Raw genomic sequence first — 18,883 nt, 5'->3', positions numbered from 1 at the left:
CACCCGCAAGCGACGACCACAGCGTCAACTGCCAAAGAAGAGGAACTTCGCCATGAACATCAAGCGCAACTCGCAGCAGGCCAAAGGCCGCAAGTCCAAGAAGCTGGCCCTGGCCGGCGTATTCCTGGCCTGCTCGCTGACCGTCGGCAACGGCAGCGCCATGGGCCCCGTGGTCGAAGTCGGCCCGAACCTGATCCAGAGCATCCTGAATCAGATCAACACCTACTCGCAGCGCTTCGCCGACACCGCCGAATACGCGGCCAACGTGCAGCGCTGGCTGCAGCAGGTGCAGCACTTCCAGCAGCAGCTGATCAACATGCAGAGCCTGCTCAACAACGTGGGCATGCCGGCCAGCAACGTCTGGGTCAAGGTCGACGAGAACAGCTACATGGTGGCCGAGTCCTGCGATCGCGGCGGCGGCGGCATCAGCATGAGCGGCCTGCTGAACATGGTCGGTCTGACCCCGGGCGGCGACGTGCTGGCCAAGCAGAAGGAAATCTGCGCCAACATCCGCCGCGCGCGCAACAAGAAGTACAACTACACGGTCGACTTCGTGCAGACCGTGGCTCCGCAGATGCAGAGCATGCTCAATAGCGTCAATACCACGCGCAACTCCAGCAACACCCAGGGCAACGTGGCCAACGTGGACGCGTCGTCCAACCAGATCTCCAACGATCTGGCGCTGAAGTTCCAGATCTGGCAGGGCCAGATGCAGACCTACGACGTCTACATCGCCACCATGGAAGAGACCCAGCGCACGCTGGCGTACAAGGCCATGTCCGGCGAGCAGACCATCCTGGGCGGCCTGGTCAAGACCGCCGCGCTGAAGACCGCGCTGTCGGTCGGTAACTGATAGGGGAGGCCGGGCGGGGCGCCGAGCGAGGCGCCCGCCACGGCGATAAGGGAGCCCGCGCCGAAGGAATCGGCGCGGCATCGAGGACAAGGGGCGCGCGCAAGGCGCGGCCCCCAGCAGGTAGGCGCAGATGAGCAGGGGAATCGAAATCGTGTTGGATTGGCTGAAAGGCGGGCTGGGCGGCGGCTGGCAGGACTGGCTGAGCCTGAAGGTGCAGTCGATAGGAGATTTCATCTTCTTCCGCCTGATCCTGACCTACCTGCGCAAGGAGATCCGCGACTTCGGCATCGAGCTGATGGGCAACGCCATGCAGTGGGTGGGCGGCATCGCCCTCACGCTGATGACGCTGTGGATCCTGATCCAGGGCTACCGCATCGCCACCGGCCAGTCGCGCGAACCGATGATGGCGCTGGTGACCAATTCGCTGCGCGCGGCCTTCATCGTCGGCGTGGCCACGTCGATGGCGGCGTTCGGCACCAACCTGCATACCTTCTTCACCGAGGACGTGTCGAAGGAGATCCACTGGATCGTGACCGGGGACGACTCGGACATGGCCAAGAAGATCGACGACAGCCTGGCCTGGATGCAGGTGGCGCTGACCAGTATCGACATGATCGACGTGGTCCGCGATCCAACGCTGGACGACGACAAGACCCGGGCCATGTGGTTCGTCGGCATGGGCACGGGCGGGCCGGCCATCGTCGCCGGTATCTCGCTGCTGCTGTACGAGATCGCGATGGCGCTGTTCGTGGGCCTGGGCCCGATCTTCATCCTGTGCCTGCTGTTCGACCAGACCAAGCAGCTGTTCAGCCGCTGGCTGTACTACGGCATCGGCACCTTGTTCTCCATGGCCGTGCTCAGCGCCATGGTCTCGATCGCGCTGGAGATGGTCACCCGCGTGGCCGCCTCGTTCTGGGGCACGGCCTTGCTCGGCAAGTTGATGCAAAGCAATTTCAGCGACGGTATGACCAGCCAGGCCATGCAGCAGGGCGGCATGGGCTTGATATTGACGGTGCTGATCATCAGCGCCCCGCCGATGGCGGCGATGTTCTTCCAGGGCGTGCTGGGTCAGTTCAGCTCGTACAGCGCCTTCGCCAGCGCCGGCGGCGGCGGTTCGCCACCGGGCTCCGGCCTGCCACCGGGCTACGTCGGCAGCCAGGGCTACCAGCGCGCGAATCCGGGCGGCGGCAACCAAGGCGGCGGCTACCAGCCGCAGCCGATGCAGACCAATCCGGCGGAGAATCCGGCCACACGCGTCACGAGTCCGACGCAGAACCAAAACGTCAAGGACGAGATCCTCAAGAATAAGTAGCCTGCGGTGAGACCGGTTTGGGGGAATCCGGGCTGAACGCCAGCGGTGGATTTGGTCTGCATTCACTGCAGGCCGACACCGTTGGTATAGGGTTCCCCCCAACCAGTTCGAAGGATCGATGCGATATGCGTACGTTGACGCGCTGCGGTTTGCTGTTGATCGGCCTGTTGTCGGCCAACGTAGCTTTGGCCGAGGACGGATGTCCTCCAGGCTTGGTGCCGACCGGGCGGCCGCCCGGACCGACCTGCCTGCCCATGCCCGGTTACGGTCTGGGCGGGGCCAATGCGAATCAGGGCCGTCCGGCGCCGCCGCAGCCGCGCTGGCTCGAGCGCTGGGGCGCCATCGCCATAGACGTGAACGCCGCCAAGATGGGCACGGCGGCGGATCGCAAGACCGCGAGAGACGCCGAACGTCTGGCGATGAAGCAGTGCAAGGGCAAGGGCGGCACCGAGGCGGATTGCCGCAGGACCCTGCTGGTCTACGGCAACGGCTGCGGCGCGGTGGCGATGGGCAAAGAGGTCATCGTGGCGCGTGGCGGCATCAACATCGAAGAGGCCTCCGCTCGCGCGCTGAAGGAGTGCGGCGTGGACACGACCGGCTGCGAGGTGCTGTACACCAAGTGCAGCTACCCGGTGCTGGTCAACAATTACTGAGCCCGCGCCCGGGCCGAGCCGGAGGAGCCGGCAGCCGGGGCAGGGTGCGGCGGTTTTGCAAACCGCGGAGTCTAGGATAAGGTAGTACCCAGGCCGGCGCCGGGACCTCAGGGTCCACGCGCCGGACTCTAGGATCAGGGGCACGGTCGTACAGCCGCTACAGGATGTAACGGCGATATTGCGACCGCCGCTCCGAGGAGTTACACCGCAAGCATCCGCTTGCGGACAACGTGCCCGAAGGCCGCCCGCGGTCTACGGCACCCGTATGCGCGCCATCGCATCCGTGCGACGACGCGTAGGGGTTTGTATGAAGCTACAACTGATTCCGTTGGCGCTGCTGCTGGCGATCGCAACCGCATGCGACCGCACCCCCAGCGCCCCGGCTGCCGCTCCCGACGCGGCCCCCGCTCAAACCGCTCCCCAGGCTGCGCCGGCTTCCGAGCCCGCACCCACCGCTGCCGCGTCCGCGCCGGCGGTACAGCCGCAAACCTTGCCGCCCGAGGCCTGCAAGCCCGAGGCCTACGCCGACTTCTTCAACGACTACGCCGGTTCGCCGGGCGTGCGCGCGGCCTACACGGCCCACACCGTGCGCGTGGGGTCGCTGGAGCAGCCCGCGCAGGCCCGCGCCGTGGCCAAAGCCGATTACCGGGATTTCCGTATCGGCATCGTCGACAGCCGCTGGGCCTATCTGGACCCCGCGGTGACCGACCCGGGCGCGTATCCGTTGCTGGACCTGGAATTCAAGCCCGAAGGCGACAAGTCCTTCCGGGTCGAATACGTCCAGGCCGAGTTCGACGCCGACGACAACGTAGTGCGCACCATCGGTAAGCGCGCCGCCTACGTCTTCGAGCGCGGCAACGATTGCTGGGTCCTGAGCCAGGACCTGCACTGATCCGTCGCGGCGATCGCCGCGGCACAGGGACACAAGGAGCATCCCAATGAGCAAGATCCGTATCGTCGAGAGCGTCGGCGGCAAGACCGAGCGCGTGCATAGCTACGAAGACATCGAAATCCATCACCCGAGCAAGAAGGGCAAGGAGCCCGGCCGTCACTACCAGGTGGTGGACGGCCACAACGAGGAAATCCTGTCCTCGGGCGGCAAGGTCCAGCATTCGCGCGACGGCCACGTGTTCGTGTCCAAGGACTTCGTGCTGCTGGACGACAAGACCGGCCGTTCCAGCCCGGTGCACGTGCCGGCGCCGGCCGACGGTTTCGTCAAGATCGACAAGAACAGCGGCCTGGTGAAGATCTACGACAAGCTGCCCGACGGCGAAATGATCGCCCAGGTGCGGCACATGGATCTGCGCGGCTTCCCGCTCAAGGACGGCGACCCGATCAAGTACGGCCAGCCGATGGGCTTGCAGGCCGGCATGGGCGGTGGCGATCTGAACAAGTACCCCACCCACACCCATATCGACTTCAACGCCAACCACCTGGACAAGTTCAAGCAGTACATCCGCGACATCGACAGCGGCGTGATCAGCACCGACCGCTATCCGGGCAAGGGCCCGGCCGCGCAGGACACCCCGGTGACCCAGCCCGCCGACAGCAAGCCGGCGCAGGACAAGCCGGCCGCGCAGCCGGCGCGCGCCGGCGCCGACGGCGTGCTGCGCCAGGGCGAGCAGGGCGCGGAGATCCGCGCGCTGCAGGAGAGCCTGAACAAGTTCGGCTACACCGACGCGCGCGGCCGCGCGCTGACGCCGGACTCCGACTTCGGCGCGCACACCAAGGAAGCGCTGCAGGCGTTCCAGCGCGCGCACGGCCTCAAGGACGACGGCATCGCCGGCCCGCGCACCCTGGACGCGCTGAAGAAGTCCGAGCAGTCGCCGCTGCTGGCCAACCCGCAGCATCCCGATCACGCCATGTACAAGCAGGCGGTGCAGGGCCTGGAGAAGCTGGGCCCGAACGCCGGCTTCAAGAGCCATGCCGAGCTCGAGCGCGCCGCGGCCACGCTGACCTTCGAAGCCAAGGTCGGCGGCCTCAAGCAGATCGACCACGTGGCGCTGAGCACCAATGGCACCGGCCTGTTCGCCGTGCAGGGCGGCCTGACCGATCCGGGCCATCACCGCGCCCACGTCGACAAGGCCCAGGCTGCGGCCCAGCCGATGGAGCAGTCCACGTTCCAGCTGCAGCAGGACGCGCAGCAGCGGCAGAAGCTGGAGCAGGCGCAGCCGGTCCAGCAGCTGCAGCCGCAGGTGTCGCGCGCGATCGCGTGACGTCCGCGGCGCCGGCCGGCACGCCCTGCCGGCCGGCGTTCCGCCGCACGCGGACCGTGGGACGGCCGCGTCCGGCAAAGCCGAACGGAGCAACGAGCAAGAGCATGTTTAGGTTTTCGACCGTGTTGGTGTTGTCTGCGTCGCTGGCGGCCTGCCAGGCGGCGCCCGGCGATGCGGAGGCGCGCAGGGGTGCGCGTCCCGCCGCGGGCGTGCAGGCACCGACGCCCTCGCAACAGGAAGTGCCCGTGAACGATTTGTCCGTGCAAGACGACCTGAGCCGTTTCATTCCTGCAGGCAGCAAGCGTTTGGCGCTGCAGCGCACCGACCTGGACGGCGACGGCCGCGAGGACGCGCTGCTGATCGTCGATCCGCCGTCGGCCGCCGACGCGAAGCTGGGCGAGGGGGCCCCGCGCAGCGTACTGGTGCTGATCCGCGACGCGGACGGCCGGCTGCAGGCGGCTCGGCGCAGCGACAAGCTGGTGCCGTGCGCGCGTTGCGGCGGCATCGCCGGCGACCCGTTCGGTTACCTGCGCGTGCACCCGGGCGGCTTCACCGTGTTGCTGGAAGGCGGTTCGCGCGAGCGCTGGTCGGACGAGTTCGTGTTCGATTACTCGGCCCCGCAGCAGGATTGGCTGCTGGCCAAGGCGGTGCGTTCGGTGGTGGACACCGAGACCGGCCAGGACAAGCGCATCGAGCTGCGGGTGGACGATTTCGGCGAGGTGCGGTTCGAGGCGTTCGACCGCGACCGTCTGCCGTCGGTGCGCGAGCCCTGACGTCCAGGCGGTCGCGGCAGTGGTCGGGTTCGGGACGAGGACACGGGTCCCGTTAGGCGAAACAGAGTTCAACCAGGAGCTACACATGACGACGGACAGGGAAACGCAATTGCTGCAAGCCGCCACCGCGGCCGGCATCAGCTCGCAACGAGAGTTGGCGAATTTCATGGCCCAGGTCGGGCATGAATCCAACGGCCTGACCAAGCTGGAAGAAGGCTTCCGCTATACCCGCGGCATCTCGCAGATCCCGGTGCGTTCGGCCATGCGCGAAGGCCCGCAGGCGCTGGAATCGGCGCGCCTGGAAGCGCTGCGCGGCCGTCCCGAAGCCCTGGCCGAACTGATGTACGGCGGCCGCATGGGCAACGACGAGCCGGGCGACGGCTACCTGTACCGCGGCCGCGGCTACATGCAGCTCACCGGCAAGGACAACTACCGCGCCGCCGGCGAAGCCCTGGGCCTGGACCTGGTGCGCCAGCCGGACCTGGCCGCGCAGCCGGAAAACGCCGCGCGCATCGCCACCTGGTACTGGCAGCACAACGTGCCGCAGAACGCGCGCGAAGACGTGACCCGCGCCACCCGCGCGGTCAACGGCGGTACCAACGGCCTGGCCGACCGCCAGGCGCGCAACGAGCGCTGGCTGGCCGCGCTGACGCCGGAAGTGATGGAACAGCTCGCCGCCGGCCGCATCGGCCGCGCGGTGGAACCGCCGGTCACGCGCCCGGCGCGGTCCGACGCGGCCGCCGACGGCGTGCTCAAGGCCGGCGAGAAGGGCGCAGCGGTGGAGGACTTGCAGAAGTCGCTGCACGCGCTGGGCTACACCGGCGCCAACGGCCGCATCGTCAAGGCCGACGGCGATTTCGGCGCCGCGACCAAGGACGCCGTGCAGTCGTTCCAGCGCGCGCACGGCCTCAAGGACGACGGCATCGCCGGCCCGCAGACCCTGGACGCGCTGAAGAAGGCGAGCCAGTCGCCGCTGCTGTCCAATCCGCAGCACCCCGACCACGGCATGTACCAGCAAGCGGTGCAGGGCCTGGAGAAGCTGGGCGCCAACGCCGGTTTCAAGAACCACGCCGAACTCGAGCGCGCCGCCGCCACGCTGACCTTCGAAGCCAAGGTCGGCGGCCTCAAGCAGATCGACCACGTGGCCCTGAGCACCAACGGCACCGGCCTGTTCGCGGTGCAGGGCAGCCTGACCGATCCCGGCCACCAGCGCGCCCACGTCGACAAGGCCCAGGCCGCGGCGCAGCCGCTGGAGCAGTCGACCTTCCAACTGCAGCAGGACGCGCAGCAGCGGCAGGCTCTGGCGCAACCCACTACGACCCAGGCGCCGACCACGCGCGGCCTGGGCTGAGGTTCCGTGCTCTGCCAAGGACGGCGGGGCACGGTCTTGTTTTTTTGTCTGTTTAGCGGCGTGGCGCGATCAGCGCACGCCGTTGCGATCCCCTGACGCATCCCCGATCCAGGAACCGTTATGAAGTCTGCGAATTTCTCGACCCTTGCCCTGCTGGTCGCGCTGGCCGGTTGCAATGCGGACACCGGCGACCAGGCCGCGCCCGCCAACGACAGCGCGCAAGCCACCGTGGCCGCGGCCCCCGCCGCGCCCGCCACCGAAGCCGCCGTCCCCGCGGTGCAGCCGGCCGCCCCCGCCGCCCTGGTGCCGGCCGCCGACGGCCGTTCGCTGTGCGCGGCAGACGAGGACATCGTGTTCTCGTGCAAGCTCGGCGACGGCCAGCTGGCTTCGCTGTGCGCGTCCAAGGGCGCCAGCGCGCAGTCCGGCCGCGTGTACTACGCGCAGGGCCCGGACTACGTGTTCCCGGCCGACAAGGGCGCCGCCGGCGGCGTGAGCTTCAAGCGCACCCAGCTGGGCTTCGCCGGCAACACCGGCGGCTACGCCTATTCGTTCGAGGACGGCGGACGCAAGCGCATCGTCTATTCGATTTCCGGCGAAGGCGGCCAGGATCAGCGCGGCGTGATGTCCGTGGGCAGCGGCGCCGACGCGTCGGTCAACGTGCTGACCTGCGAGCCGTCCAGCGTGGTCGACGATATCGACGACGCCCTGTTCAAGTTCACCCGCAGTTGGGGCCGCGACGAGGCGATCGACCGCGGCGGCCTGCCGGCGCGGCCCTGAGCCCCGGCCCATCCATTTTTTCGAATCACATCCACGACAGCATCAAGGAGGACCACATCATGTCGACCCCGAGCAATCGCGATTTCCTGCTGCTCCACGCCTACAACTCCGGCATCCGCGACCCGCGCGAACTGGCCGCGTTCATGGGCCAGATGCAGGTCGAGTCCGGCAATTTCCGCGGCATGCACGAGAACCTGAACTACAGCGCCGAGCGCCTGCTGGAAGTGTTCCCGGGCCGCAACGGCATGGACACCCTGGGCGAGGCGCGCACCGCCGTGGCCGGCGGCCGCGAAGGCATCGCCAACCAGGTCTACGGCGGCCGCTGGGGCCGCGACAACCTGGGCAACACCGAGCCGGGCGACGGCTGGCGTTTCCACGGCCGCGGCTACGTGCAGCTGACCGGTCGCGACAACTACGAGCGCGCCGCGCGCGAGTTGAACATGGACCTGACCGGCAACCCGGACCTGGCCGCCGACCGCACCAACGCCGCCAACATCGCCGTGCACTACTGGCAGAGCCGCGTGGTCACCCAGGGCGCGCAGTTCGACGTGCGCCGCGCCACCGAAGCCATCAATGGCGGCCACAACCACCTGGCCGAGCGCCGCGCCGCCACCACCCAGTGGGAAGGCATGCTCACCCCGGAAGCCATGCAGGCGCTGGCGCGCGGCGAAGTGCGCCTGCCCGCCGCGCAGGGCCAGAACCGCGACCCCATGGCCGACGGCATGCTCAAGCTCAACGAGCGCGGCCAGGCCGTGGAGGACATGCAGGAAACCCTCAAGCGCCTGGGTTACCGCGACGCGCGCGGCAACGAGCTCAACCCGGACGGCCATTTCGGCCAGCGCACCAAGGAGGCCCTGCAGGCGTTCCAGCGCGACCACAACCTGACCGACGACGGCATCGCCGGCCGCGACACCCTCAACGCCCTGCGCGAGGCCGGCCGCCAGCAGCAGCCCAACCCGCAGACCCCGGTGCAGGGCGACAACACCCGCGGCGCGGCGCTGACCGATCCGGCCAACCGCGACAACCCGATCTTCCGCCAGGCGGTGGACGGGCTGGAGCGTCTGGGCCCGAACGGCGGCTTCCGCAACCGCGAGGAAATGGAGCGCGCCGCGGCCACCCTGACCTACGAAGCGCGGGTCAGCGGCCTGCAGCGCATCGACCACGTGGTGCCCAACACCCAGGGCACCGGCCTGTTCGTGGTCCAGGGCGGGCTGAACGACCCGTCCCATCATCGCGCCTTCGCCGACCGCCAGACCGCGATCGGCCAGAGCGTGGAGCAGACCGCCCAGCGCCTGCAGCAGGACGTGCCGCAGATCCAGCTGCCGGTGCAGGCCGTGGAGCGCCAGCAGCAGGTCAGCCAGCGCGTGTGACCCCACGGCCCGGCGCGGCGGCGCGCGACGCCGCCGCGCCGGGCCGGCTTGATGCACCCTCGCGATTGCGCGAGCATACGGGCCGGGCGGCAGCAGCGGAGGCGCCATGAACGGACTCCCCCAAGGGCATGAACGCAGGGTCGACAGCGACGCGTCGGTGAAGACCCTCGACGACCTGCGGCAGGCCGAACAGCGCGCACTGCTGAGCAGCCCCGGCCATCCCAACCACGATCTGTTCAAGCAAGTGCGGGTCTGCCTGGACCGCCAGGACACCATGCGCCCGCGCACGCAGGAACAGAACGACAACCTCGCCGCCGCTTTGACGGTGGAAGCCCTTCGCTCCGAGATGCGCAGCGTCAACCATGTCGTGCTCAGCCGCGACGGGGAACGCGCGTTCGCGGTCGAAGGCGATCTCAACTCGCCCAACCGCCGGGTCAGCTACGTGGAAACCGCGCAAGCGGCCGCGCAGCCGATCCAGCAAAGCAGCGAGCAGCTGGCGCAAGTCGCGCGCGAACAGGAACAGCGCGACCGGCAGCACCGGCAGGACGATCGCCAGCAGCAAGGTCCGCAGCGCGACGCCCCGATGCTGGGGCTGGGGCAGCGATCGCTGCTGTAAGGGCGGGGAAGTCGGGCAACGGAGGCCAGACCAGTGAACGAATACCGCCATCACGTTCTTACCCGCGGGCGCTACCAGATCGTGGCGCTGACCCCGGACGAGCGTTATGAGGACGACGACATCTATGCTTACGCGGTAATGTCGTCGTCCGGCGTCAAGCTGCGCCAGGAACTGACGTTGAGCGACGCCAGGAACTGGCTGGAAGACCGGATCGAGCGCGAGCGGCCGCAGCAGGAACGCTCCCCGCGCGCGCGCGAACCGTCGTCGGAAGCGGCTCCCGTGCTGTCATCCCTGCTCCGGCCCGGCCGGAAGAAGCGATGACCTAGCCGGGAGCCTTGGGGAACTCCAAGCAGGGAACACTACGTGAAAGGGAAGCTGATCTTCGCCCTGGTCCTGGGCGCACTGTCCTTGGCCGCCGGGCTGTATCTGTCGGGCTATTTGTCGCTGATGTTCCTCGGTCTGGATACCGGGCAGGCGAAGTGGACCACCTTCAGCGACTACGTGAAGGTGCTGGATCTGCCGCAGTACAAGCCCTATGCGGGCAAGATCAAGGCCGCCGGCTCCATCGGCTTCGGCCTGCCGGTGCTGACCTATCTGGCCATGGCCGTGCTGATCCTCAAGCCCAAGCCGCGCTCCATGCACGGCGACGCGCGTTTCGCCAACGGCGGCGACCTGCAGTCCAAGGGCATGTTCAAGCCCGCCAACAACGGCATCGTGGTCGGCAAGTACAACGGCAAGCTGGTGCGCCTGGGCGGCCAGCAGTTCGTGATCCTGGCCGCGCCCACCCGTTCGGGCAAGGGCGTGGGCATCGTGATCCCGAACCTGCTCGAGTACCGCGAGTCGATGGTGGTGCTGGACATCAAGCAGGAAAACTTCGACCTGACCAGCGGCTGGCGCAAGCAGGAAGGGCACGAGATCTACCTGTTCAACCCCTTCGCCGAAGACCGCCGCACCCACCGCTGGAACCCGTTGACCTACGTGTCCAACGATCCGGCGTTCCGCGTGTCGGACCTGATGAGCATCGCCGCGATGCTCTACCCGGACGGCTCGGACGACCAGAAGTTCTGGGTCAGCCAGGCGCGCAACGCGTTCATGGCCTTCACCCTGTACCTGTTCGAGGCCTATGAGGAAGAGAACAAGATCGGCTTCCCGTTCGCCACGCCGCCGACCCTGGGCGCGGTCTACCGCCTGTCCTCCGGCGACGGCAAGAGCGAGCTCAAGCCTTATCTGCAGGGCCTGGCGCAGCGTCCGTTCCTGAGCCCGAACGCCAAGTCGGCCTTCGCCAACATGCTCTCGCAGGCCGACGAGACCTTCGCCTCGATCCTGGGCACGTTCAAGGAACCGCTGAACCCCTGGATCAACCCGGTGCTGGACGCGGCCACCAGCGCCGACGACTTCCTGCTCACCGACCTGCGCAAGAAGCGCATGACCGTCTACGTCGGCATCCAGCCCAACAAGCTGGCCGAAAGCCGCTTGATCGTGAACCTGTTCTTCAGCCAGATCATCAACCTCAACACCCGCGAGCTGCCGCAGAACAACAAGGAGCTCAAGCACCAGTGCCTGCTGCTGATGGACGAGTTCACCTCCATCGGCAAGGTCGACATCATCGCCTCGGCGGTGTCGTACATGGCCGGCTACAACATCCGCCTGCTGCCCATCATCCAGTCCATGGCCCAGCTGGACGCGACCTACGGCAAGGACATCTCGCGCACCATCATCACCAACCACGCGCTGCAGATCATCTACGCCCCGCGCGAGCAACAGGACGCCAACGACTACTCCGACATGCTGGGCTACACCACGGTGCGCAAGCAGAACGTGACCCGCGGCCGCGACTTCTCGCGCAGCGAGTCCGAGGAGCGCCGCGCGCTGATGCTGCCGCAGGAGCTCAAGGCCATGGGCTTCGACAAGGAAGTGTTCCTGTACGAAGGCCTGCCGCACCCGGTGATGTGCGACAAGATCAAGTACTACCAGGACAAGTACTTCACCCAGCGCCTGCTGCCCAAGGTGGACGTGCCGATGCTGACCATCCGCACCGGCTGAGCGCCGCCGCCGCCGCCGCGGCTGCACGAATGCGGCCGCGGCGATACGATGGGCGCCGACGGCCGCGCCGCGGCCCCATCGACCTTCCCCCATGCACAACCTGCGCATCTCCCTGGTCCAAGGCGCCACCTTGTGGCACGACCCCGCGGGCAACCGCGACTACTACGGCCACCTGATCGGCGGCCTGCGCGGCACCACCGATCTGGTGCTGCTGCCGGAAACCTTCACCAGCGGCTTCAGCAACGAGGCCATCGGCAACGCCGAGACCATGGACGGGCCCACCGTGGCCTGGATCCGCGAACAGGCGCAGCGCCTGGACGCCGCGGTCGCCGGCAGCGTGCAACTGCGCACCGAGCAGGGCGTGTTCAACCGCCTGCTGTTCGCCACGCCCGACGGCGAGCTGCACACTTACGACAAGCGCCACTTGTTCCGCTACGCCAACGAGCACGAGCGCTACGCCGCCGGCCGCGAGCGCCTGACCGTGGAATGGAAGGGGTGGCGGATCTGCCCGCAGGTCTGCTACGACCTGCGCTTCCCGGTGTTCTCGCGCAACCGCTACGATGTCGAACGCCCCGGCGCGCTGGACTACGACCTGCTGCTGTACGTAGCCAACTGGCCCTCGGCGCGCGCCTACCCGTGGAAGACCCTGCTGCGAGCGCGCGCGATCGAGAACCTGTGCTACGTCGCCGGCCTGAACCGCGTGGGCACCGACGGCAACGGCCTGCATTACTCCGGCGACAGCGCGGTGATCGATTTCCTCGGGCACCCGGTCAGCGAATGCACCGACGAGGAAATGGTGGTGACCACCACGCTGCTGGCCGAGGAACTGGCCGCGCATCGGGCGCGGTTCCCGGCGATGCTGGATGGGGATGCGTTCGAGCTTAAGGAGCGTTGAGGGGCGGCGCAGCCGCAAGAGCAAATCCCCCTCAATCCCCCTTTTTCAAAGGGGAGGCCAAAAGCAAAGGCAGCGACACTGCCGCGTCCGCATAGCGAGCCCGTGCTTGCTTTACCCTCGCCGTGCTTGTCTTCCCCCTTTGGAAAAGGGGGATTGAGGGGGATTTGCTTTCCACGCCCCATTCATCCCCGCATCACACCGCCGCGACGCCGGCCCATCGCGGCGGGCCTACACTGACTTCCCCGACACGGATGCCGACGCGGCGTCCGGCCGGACCGGACCTGGCGCGGCTTCCCCGCAATGAGGAACCGGCCATGGTCTCGCAACGCCTGCACGACTACCTGGACCGCCATCAGGTGGCCTACGACACCCTCGCGCATCCCTATGCCGCCACCGCGCACGCCGCGGCCAGCAGCGCCGACATCGACGAGCACGAGATGGCCAAGACCGTGATGGTCAAGCTCGACGGCCGCCTGGCGATGGCGGTGGTGCCCGCGGACGAATGGCTGCGGCTGAGCCGGCTGCGCGACGTCAGCGGCGCGCAGCAGGTGACCCTGGCCGACGAGGCCGAGTTCAAGGAGCGCTTTCCCGAGTGCGAAGTGGGCGCGATGCCGCCGTTCGGCAACCTGTACGGGCTGGAGGTCTACGCCGCCGACAGCCTGGCCGACGAGCCGCGCATCGCCTTCAACGCCGGTACCCATCGCGAGCTCATGCGCATGACCTGGGACGACTTCCAGCGCATGGTGCATCCGCACGTGGCGCCGCTCACGCGTCACTGAAGACACCACCCCAGTCCGCGCTCCGCCCGCTTGTCTTCCCCCTTTGAAAAAGGGGGGGCGAGGGGGGTTCGCTCTTCGTCAACGCGGCTGTCTAGCCAACCTCAGCGCGGCGCCCGCGTAACCTGCTCCACGCGCCTCTCACCGCGACGATGGAAATACACCTCCTCCGCCGCCCAGCGCAGCGGCGCGGAGTGCAGCAGCAGGTCGAAAGGCCAGTCGAACTGGAAGCGGTCGAACATCCAGCGCAATGCGCGCTTGGTGCGGAAACGCGGCGCGCTGCTGTGCGCCACCGTTTCCGGCGCCGGCCCGCCCGAGCGCACATGCGCGGCCAGCGCCTGGCCCAGGGTCCAGCCGTGCGACCAGGCCGAATGGATGCCGCCGGCGGTGACCGGCGAGACGATGCCCGCGGCGTCGCCGGTGAGCAGGGCGCCATCGCGCGCCAAGGGGAACACCGGGCCGCCGCAGGGGATCAGGCCGGCGCGGGTCGCGTCCGGCACCAGGTCGGGCAGGCCCACGCTGGCGCGCACGCGGGCGAGGAAACCGTCGATGTCCGGCACGCGCGCGCGTTCGGGATCGTGGCGCAACGCCAGGCCGGCCTGCACGCCGGCGGGGTTCTGCGCGACCCAGCCGATGTAGCCCGGCGCATAGCGCTTGCTGACGAAGCAGTGCAGGGCGTCGGGCTCCGGCAGGCGCGCGCCGGCGAACTCGTATTCGATGCCGTACAGGAACTCGCGCACCTGGCCCAGGCCCGCGCGCTCGGCCACGCGCGACTTGGCGCCGTCGGCGCCGACCAGGCAACGCGCGCGCAGGCTCAGCGGCAGCAGGCCCTGCGACTGGCCTTCGATCCGCCAGCCTTCGCCTTCGCGCTGGGCCTGGGTGAACGCCGCGCCCAGGCGCAGGTCCACGCCGTTGCGGCGTAGCTCGTCGGCCAGCCAGCGCATCAGCCTGGGCGTGTCGGTGGTCAGGAAGTAGTAGCCCGGCGCATGCAGCGCCAGGCTGTCCAGCCGCGGCGAATACAGGCGCACGCGTTCGACCCGGTGCAGGCAGTCGCTGGGCGCGCGGCTCAGCCAGGTCTGTTCGGCCGCTTCCTTGACCACGATGCCGGTGGTGCGCAGTTTGGCGCCGGGATCGGACTTGCGCTCCAGCACCGTCACCCGCAGGCCCGCGCGCGCGGCGGCCAGCGCGCAGGCCGCGCCGGCGAAGCTGGCGCCGACCACCAGTACGTCGCAATCGTAATCGGAGGAGGGCAGGGTCATGGCGCAGGGCTCGTGGGGGGAGGCCAACGCAGTCTGCGCACGCCGGGCGAAGCGCAGATGGGGGCTGTGTGAAGTGACGTGCGGACGGAGCGCGGCCTTAGCCCTCGTAGCGCCGTTTGCGACAACACTCGGCGTTACCTCGCTACGCACACCCGTCATTCCGGCGGAAGCCGGAACCCATTTTGCGTTTGTTGTTGCTCCGACTCCTGCGGCCGAATGCGTGCAAAGGTCAAGATGGGTTCCGGCTTCCGCCGGAATGACGGAGGGGAGAGGGCACTCGCTCGTCATTCCTGCGAAAGCGGGCTCTGCAGCACTTCGACGGAGCCGAACATCCGGAGACTTCAGCGCGATGCCGCGAGTGCTGGACTCCCGCTTTCGCGGGAGTGACGTGTGATTACTCGCGGATACCTGCGGGCGCGCGTATCGCGGGCGCTTGCGACTTCATCGGCAGATTAGGCCTTAGGACCCAGCCGTCATCGCCGCGACATCACCGACTCGAATCCGGCAACGCCAGCGCCGCATCGTCCAAGGCGGCGCCCGGCCTGAACGCGCCGCCCACGCCCTGTCCCTGCAGCACCTGCTGACCCAGATCCAGGCGCGCGAGCTCCAGCAACTCCCGCGACGGCGGCCGCGGACGATCGCTGATCAGCATCTCGCCCAGGTTGCGCAGGATCTGCACCGGCGTCATCAGCAGCCCGAACGGAAAGCCCCACCAGCCCAGGGTCGCCGAGAACGCGGCGTCGGTCAGGTTGTTGCGGATGCCGCAGCGGCGGCAGCGGACCTTCTGGCTGGTGCCCCAGCGGGTCAGGAAGATCGCCGACCACACGTGGTAGGAGCGGCGCACCTCGATCGGCGTGCCCTGACGCAGGCAGCCCGGGCAGGCGCCGCGCTGCAGCACCAGCGCGTGCCGATGCACGTCATCGTCGTCGAATTCCGCGGCGGCTTCCATCAGCTCCGTCAGCCGCCGGCAGGCCGTGCTGCAGAAGGTCTGAGCGCCGTTGCCCACGGCCGACGCGCCGCAGGATTTGCCGCAGCGGTCGCAGTCGTTGGTCACGCCGCTGCGGCGGTAGCGGTCCTTCTTGGCCTGTACGAGCAGCGCCGGCAGCTGGGTTTCCGGCACGCCGCGTTCGTGCAGCACCGCGCGCAGCGCGGCGCGCGCTTCCTCGGTGAGTTCGGACGTGGCCAGCTTGTCCAGCAGTTCGTAGTCTTCGAGCGCGCGGAAGCGTTCGACGAAATCCGCTTGCGTATACACCCGGCCCCCTGCGCCGATCGATCGCGCGAAGTATGCGGGCCGCCGCGCGGCACGCGCAAAAGAAAAGGCGCCGTAGCGCCTTTTCTTCCTTGCCTGTGGCCGCAACTCAGCCGCGCGGACCGCGACCGCCGCCGGGGCGGCCGCCGCCGCGCGGGCCGCCCGGGCGCGGGCCCTGCGGACGCGCGTTGTTGCCGGGGCGGTTGCCGCCGGGCTTACCGCCGCCGGGCTTGCCGCCTGCGGGGCGCGGCTGGCTGCGCGGACGCTCGCCGTACGGATTGAAGCCGCCCGGGTTGGCGTGGTCGGACGGGAACGAGGGCGCATTGCCGGGGTGACCGTAGGGACGCGAGGCGCGCTGGCCCTGCGACTGGCCGCCGCCCGCACCCGCGCCGCCACCGCCGCCACGGCGCTCGCCGTAGGGGCCGCTGCTGCGCTCGCCGCCACCACCGCCGCCGAAGCCGCGACCCTGGCCCTGGCCGCCGCCCGCACCGCGCGCGCCGCCGGCGCCGGCACGGCCGCCGGGCTTGCCGCCGCCGTAGGGCTTCTTGCCGCCGCGGCTGTCGGGATTGCGGTGGCCGCTGGGGCCGGTGTCCACGCCGTCGGGCACGTACCAGGTACGGAACGCGGCGGGGTTGCCGTCCGGCAGCGGCTTGGGACCCTTGTCCTTGCGCTGCTTGAACGGCTTGTGCGACTGCTTGGCCGCGGCTTCGCCGCTGACCGTCAGGCCACCGTGCTTGCGCGGACCGCCACGGCCGCGGCCGCCGCGGTCCTCGCGCACGTGATCGAAGCGGCGCAGCTCGCGGCCTTCGTCGGCGGTGTTGTGGCCGCCCACGTAGCCATGCGCGCGCTCGCCGCCGGACAGGTGCACGGTGGACTTGGCGGCCTTGCGCTGGCCGATCACCGGCTGCAGCGTCAGCGCCGAAGGCGTGCCGTCTTCCAGGCCCAACTCGGTGCGCAGCGATTCGACCTTGTCCGAGGCCAGCTCCTGCGACTGACCGCGCAGCAGCTCGCGCGGCAGCGCCACGGTGCCGTAGCGGATGCGCTTGAGGCGGCTGACCTGGCAGCCCTGCGATTCCCACAGGCGGCGCACTTCGCGGTTGCGGCCTTCCTTCACCACCACCCGAAACCAGTCGTGCGAATCGCTGCCGCCGATGCGCTCGATCTCGTCGAACTTGGCCGGGCCGTCTTCCAGGGCCACGCCGCGGGCGAGGCGGTCGACGAGGTTGTCGGGAACCTTGTCCTGGCCTTCCGGCGCGCGCACGCGGCAGACGTATTCGCGCTCGACCTCGAACGACGGATGCATCAGCGCATTGGCCAGCTCGCCGTCGGTGGTCAGCAGCAGCAGGCCGGTGGTGTTGATGTCCAGGCGGCCGATCGCGATCCAGCGCGCGCCCTTGAGCGCGGGCAGGGCCTCGAAGATGGTCGGGCGGCCTTCGGGATCTTCGCGGGTGGTGACTTCGCCTTCGGGCTTGTTGTACATCAGCACGCGCGCCGGTTCGGTCAGCGCGCTGGCGACGAAACTGCGGCCGTCCAGCTCGATCTTGTCGCCGCCTTTGATGCTCATGCCGATCTGGGCGACTTCGCCGTTGACCTTGACCAGGCCGTCGGCGATGCGCTGTTCCAGCGCGCGGCGCGAGCCCAGGCCGGCCTGCGCCAGCACCTTGTGCAGGCGCTCTTCCAGGCGCGGCGCTTCGGCCGCGGCGTCGCCGCCGCTGCGCTTCAGGGACAGCTTGCGGGGTTTGATTTCACTCATTTCTGTTGCTCCGGCCGGTCGTGTTCGGACTCGGCCTCTGATTCCGAGACGTGCTTGTCAACAGCGCCGGTCGTCGTCTCGACGGCGTGTTGGTCTTGCTCGTGATCGTTCGCGTCCGCCGCGCGCTCGCCCGGCGCGGCTTCGGGGTCGTCCATCGGGACGGATTCGGGGGTGTCGCCGTCGCCTTCGGCGGCGGCGGTGTCGGTGGCCTCGTCGGCGGCGCCTGCGTCGTATTCCTGTTCGTCGGCGTCGAGGTCGCTCACCTCGTCCGCGCCGGCATCGGCCGCGTCCGCGGCTTCGTCGCCTTCGGCCTGCGCGGTCTCGCCCGCGTCGTCGGCCTGCGCCTGTTCGTCCTGCCCGGCCGCCTCGCCGGCCACGGCCACACCGCCGGCCTCGATCTGGCTGGGCGCGGGCGGGCCGTCGAACTGCAGCTGCGGCTCCAGCTCGCCGATGTCCTTGAGTTCCGACAGCGGCGGCAGCTCGTCCAGGCGCTTGAGGCCGAAGTAGTCCAGGAAGGCCTTGGTGGTGCCGAACAGCGCCGGCTTGCCGGGCACGTCGCGGTGGCCGACCACGCGGATCCACTCGCGCTCTTCCAGGGCCTTGATGATGTTGCTGTTCACCGCCACGCCGCGCACCTGCTCGATCTCGCCGCGGGTGATCGGCTGGCGGTAGGCGATCAGCGCCAGGGTTTCCAGGGTGGCGCGGGTGTAGCGCGTCTGGCGCTCGGTCCACAGGCGCGCCACCCAGGGGTGCACGTCGGCCTGGACCTGGAAGCGGAAGCCGGAGGCCAGCTCCACCAGTTCCACGCCGCGGCCCTGGCTGCCTTCGCGCAGGGTTTCCAGCGCCTGCTCGACGCTGTCCGGCGGCGCCGGCTGGTCCTCGGGGAACAGCGAGTGCAGCTGCGCCAGGGTCAGCGGCTGGTTGGCCGCGAGCAGCGCGGCTTCGACGATGCGGGTGACGAAAGTTTGGTCCATTGCAGCCGGGTTC

At 69.0% G+C, this 18,883-nt stretch carries 17 protein-coding genes and 1 pseudogene; 14 read left to right on the top strand and 4 right to left on the bottom strand.

What is annotated here, in order from left to right:
- Positions 1-52: 52 nt before the first annotated feature.
- The 14 genes from DX914_RS06350 (at position 53) to DX914_RS06285 (ending at position 13,638) form a co-directional block, all read left to right on the top strand.
- Positions 53-853 carry a hypothetical protein gene (locus DX914_RS06350; protein ID WP_115858176.1) on the top strand — a complete coding sequence of 267 codons (801 nt, stop codon included), beginning with the start codon at positions 53-55 and terminating at the stop codon, positions 851-853.
- Between the two features lie 130 nt (positions 854-983).
- On the top strand, positions 984-2,165 hold the full coding sequence (locus tag DX914_RS06345; protein WP_115858175.1) for a TrbL/VirB6 family protein: 1,182 nt from the start codon (positions 984-986) through the stop codon (positions 2,163-2,165).
- A 125-nt stretch (positions 2,166-2,290) separates the two neighbouring features.
- Entirely contained in the window at positions 2,291-2,818 is a 528-nt protein-coding gene (locus DX914_RS06340; RefSeq protein ID WP_115858174.1) for a DUF4189 domain-containing protein, read from the top strand.
- 307 nt (positions 2,819-3,125) lie between these two features.
- Positions 3,126-3,710, top strand: coding sequence for a hypothetical protein (locus tag DX914_RS06335; protein WP_115858173.1), 585 nt, complete (start codon positions 3,126-3,128; stop codon positions 3,708-3,710).
- Positions 3,711-3,756: 46 nt separating this feature from the next.
- Positions 3,757-5,034 carry a peptidoglycan-binding domain-containing protein gene (locus DX914_RS06330; RefSeq protein ID WP_115858172.1) on the top strand — a complete coding sequence of 426 codons (1,278 nt, stop codon included), beginning with the start codon at positions 3,757-3,759 and terminating at the stop codon, positions 5,032-5,034.
- A gap of 245 nt (positions 5,035-5,279) precedes the next feature.
- On the top strand, positions 5,280-5,807 hold the full coding sequence (locus DX914_RS06325) for a hypothetical protein (protein ID WP_231118164.1): 528 nt from the start codon (positions 5,280-5,282) through the stop codon (positions 5,805-5,807).
- Between the two features lie 85 nt (positions 5,808-5,892).
- Entirely contained in the window at positions 5,893-7,158 is a 1,266-nt protein-coding gene (locus DX914_RS06320; protein ID WP_115858171.1) for an XVIPCD domain-containing protein, read from the top strand.
- Positions 7,159-7,278: 120 nt separating this feature from the next.
- Positions 7,279-7,935 (top strand): hypothetical protein, encoded by a 657-nt coding sequence (locus DX914_RS20185; protein WP_158549197.1) that lies wholly within the window; start codon positions 7,279-7,281, stop codon positions 7,933-7,935.
- 59 nt (positions 7,936-7,994) lie between these two features.
- Complete coding sequence (locus tag DX914_RS06310) at positions 7,995-9,305, top strand: XVIPCD domain-containing protein (protein ID WP_115858170.1); 1,311 nt, start codon at positions 7,995-7,997, stop codon at positions 9,303-9,305.
- Between the two features lie 106 nt (positions 9,306-9,411).
- On the top strand, positions 9,412-9,921 hold the full coding sequence (locus DX914_RS06305; protein WP_147300614.1) for an XVIPCD domain-containing protein: 510 nt from the start codon (positions 9,412-9,414) through the stop codon (positions 9,919-9,921).
- Between the two features lie 33 nt (positions 9,922-9,954).
- Positions 9,955-10,242: a hypothetical protein gene (locus tag DX914_RS06300; protein WP_115858168.1), complete on the top strand. Its 288-nt coding sequence runs from the start codon at positions 9,955-9,957 to the stop codon at positions 10,240-10,242.
- Between the two features lie 54 nt (positions 10,243-10,296).
- Entirely contained in the window at positions 10,297-11,964 is a 1,668-nt protein-coding gene (locus DX914_RS06295) for a type IV secretory system conjugative DNA transfer family protein (protein WP_231118226.1), read from the top strand.
- Between the two features lie 91 nt (positions 11,965-12,055).
- The gene (locus DX914_RS06290; RefSeq protein WP_115858167.1) at positions 12,056-12,859 is read left to right on the top strand and encodes an amidohydrolase; all 804 of its coding nucleotides are present in this window, start codon (positions 12,056-12,058) and stop codon (positions 12,857-12,859) included.
- A gap of 314 nt (positions 12,860-13,173) precedes the next feature.
- Positions 13,174-13,638 carry an aminoacyl-tRNA deacylase gene (locus tag DX914_RS06285; RefSeq protein ID WP_115858166.1) on the top strand — a complete coding sequence of 155 codons (465 nt, stop codon included), beginning with the start codon at positions 13,174-13,176 and terminating at the stop codon, positions 13,636-13,638.
- 101 nt (positions 13,639-13,739) lie between these two features.
- Here the strand turns inward: DX914_RS06285 and DX914_RS06280 are convergent, their stop codons facing one another.
- From DX914_RS06280 to scpB, 4 genes and pseudogenes are all read right to left on the bottom strand, one after another.
- Positions 13,740-14,894, bottom strand: a complete 1,155-nt coding sequence (locus DX914_RS06280) for an NAD(P)/FAD-dependent oxidoreductase (protein WP_115858165.1) — start codon at positions 14,892-14,894, stop codon at positions 13,740-13,742.
- A 487-nt stretch (positions 14,895-15,381) separates the two neighbouring features.
- Positions 15,382-16,146 (bottom strand): hypothetical protein, encoded by a 765-nt coding sequence (locus tag DX914_RS06275; protein WP_115858164.1) that lies wholly within the window; start codon positions 16,144-16,146, stop codon positions 15,382-15,384.
- Positions 16,147-16,252: 106 nt separating this feature from the next.
- Complete coding sequence (locus DX914_RS06270) at positions 16,253-17,896, bottom strand: pseudouridine synthase (protein ID WP_115858163.1); 1,644 nt, start codon at positions 17,894-17,896, stop codon at positions 16,253-16,255.
- Positions 17,889-18,870: pseudogene (scpB, locus tag DX914_RS06265) on the bottom strand (SMC-Scp complex subunit ScpB). The gene DX914_RS06270 and the pseudogene scpB overlap by 8 nt, the downstream one beginning before the upstream one ends.
- Positions 18,871-18,883: the final 13 nt, after the last annotated feature.

This window comes from Lysobacter silvisoli (assembly GCF_003382365.1).
Taxonomy (GTDB): Bacteria; Pseudomonadota; Gammaproteobacteria; order Xanthomonadales; family Xanthomonadaceae; genus Lysobacter; species Lysobacter silvisoli.
The sequence above is the reverse complement of the archived record's forward strand: the minus strand, read 5'-3'. Positions and strand labels throughout refer to the sequence as shown.

What these genes read in the sequence shown, in the direction of transcription:
- DX914_RS06350 (WP_115858176.1), top strand. Translation starts at nt 53, where the DNA reads ATGAACATCAAGCGCAACTCGCAGCAGGCCAAAGGCCGCAAGTCCAAG.
- DX914_RS06345 (WP_115858175.1), top strand. Translation starts at nt 984, where the DNA reads ATGAGCAGGGGAATCGAAATCGTGTTGGATTGGCTGAAAGGCGGGCTG.
- DX914_RS06340 (WP_115858174.1), top strand. Translation starts at nt 2,291, where the DNA reads ATGCGTACGTTGACGCGCTGCGGTTTGCTGTTGATCGGCCTGTTGTCG.
- DX914_RS06335 (WP_115858173.1), top strand. Translation starts at nt 3,126, where the DNA reads ATGAAGCTACAACTGATTCCGTTGGCGCTGCTGCTGGCGATCGCAACC.
- DX914_RS06330 (WP_115858172.1), top strand. Translation starts at nt 3,757, where the DNA reads ATGAGCAAGATCCGTATCGTCGAGAGCGTCGGCGGCAAGACCGAGCGC.
- DX914_RS06320 (WP_115858171.1), top strand. Translation starts at nt 5,893, where the DNA reads ATGACGACGGACAGGGAAACGCAATTGCTGCAAGCCGCCACCGCGGCC.
- DX914_RS20185 (WP_158549197.1), top strand. Translation starts at nt 7,279, where the DNA reads ATGAAGTCTGCGAATTTCTCGACCCTTGCCCTGCTGGTCGCGCTGGCC.
- DX914_RS06310 (WP_115858170.1), top strand. Translation starts at nt 7,995, where the DNA reads ATGTCGACCCCGAGCAATCGCGATTTCCTGCTGCTCCACGCCTACAAC.
- DX914_RS06305 (WP_147300614.1), top strand. Translation starts at nt 9,412, where the DNA reads ATGAACGGACTCCCCCAAGGGCATGAACGCAGGGTCGACAGCGACGCG.
- DX914_RS06290 (WP_115858167.1), top strand. Translation starts at nt 12,056, where the DNA reads ATGCACAACCTGCGCATCTCCCTGGTCCAAGGCGCCACCTTGTGGCAC.
- DX914_RS06285 (WP_115858166.1), top strand. Translation starts at nt 13,174, where the DNA reads ATGGTCTCGCAACGCCTGCACGACTACCTGGACCGCCATCAGGTGGCC.
- DX914_RS06280 (WP_115858165.1), bottom strand. Translation starts at nt 14,894, where the DNA reads ATGACCCTGCCCTCCTCCGATTACGATTGCGACGTACTGGTGGTCGGC.
- DX914_RS06270 (WP_115858163.1), bottom strand. Translation starts at nt 17,896, where the DNA reads ATGAGTGAAATCAAACCCCGCAAGCTGTCCCTGAAGCGCAGCGGCGGC.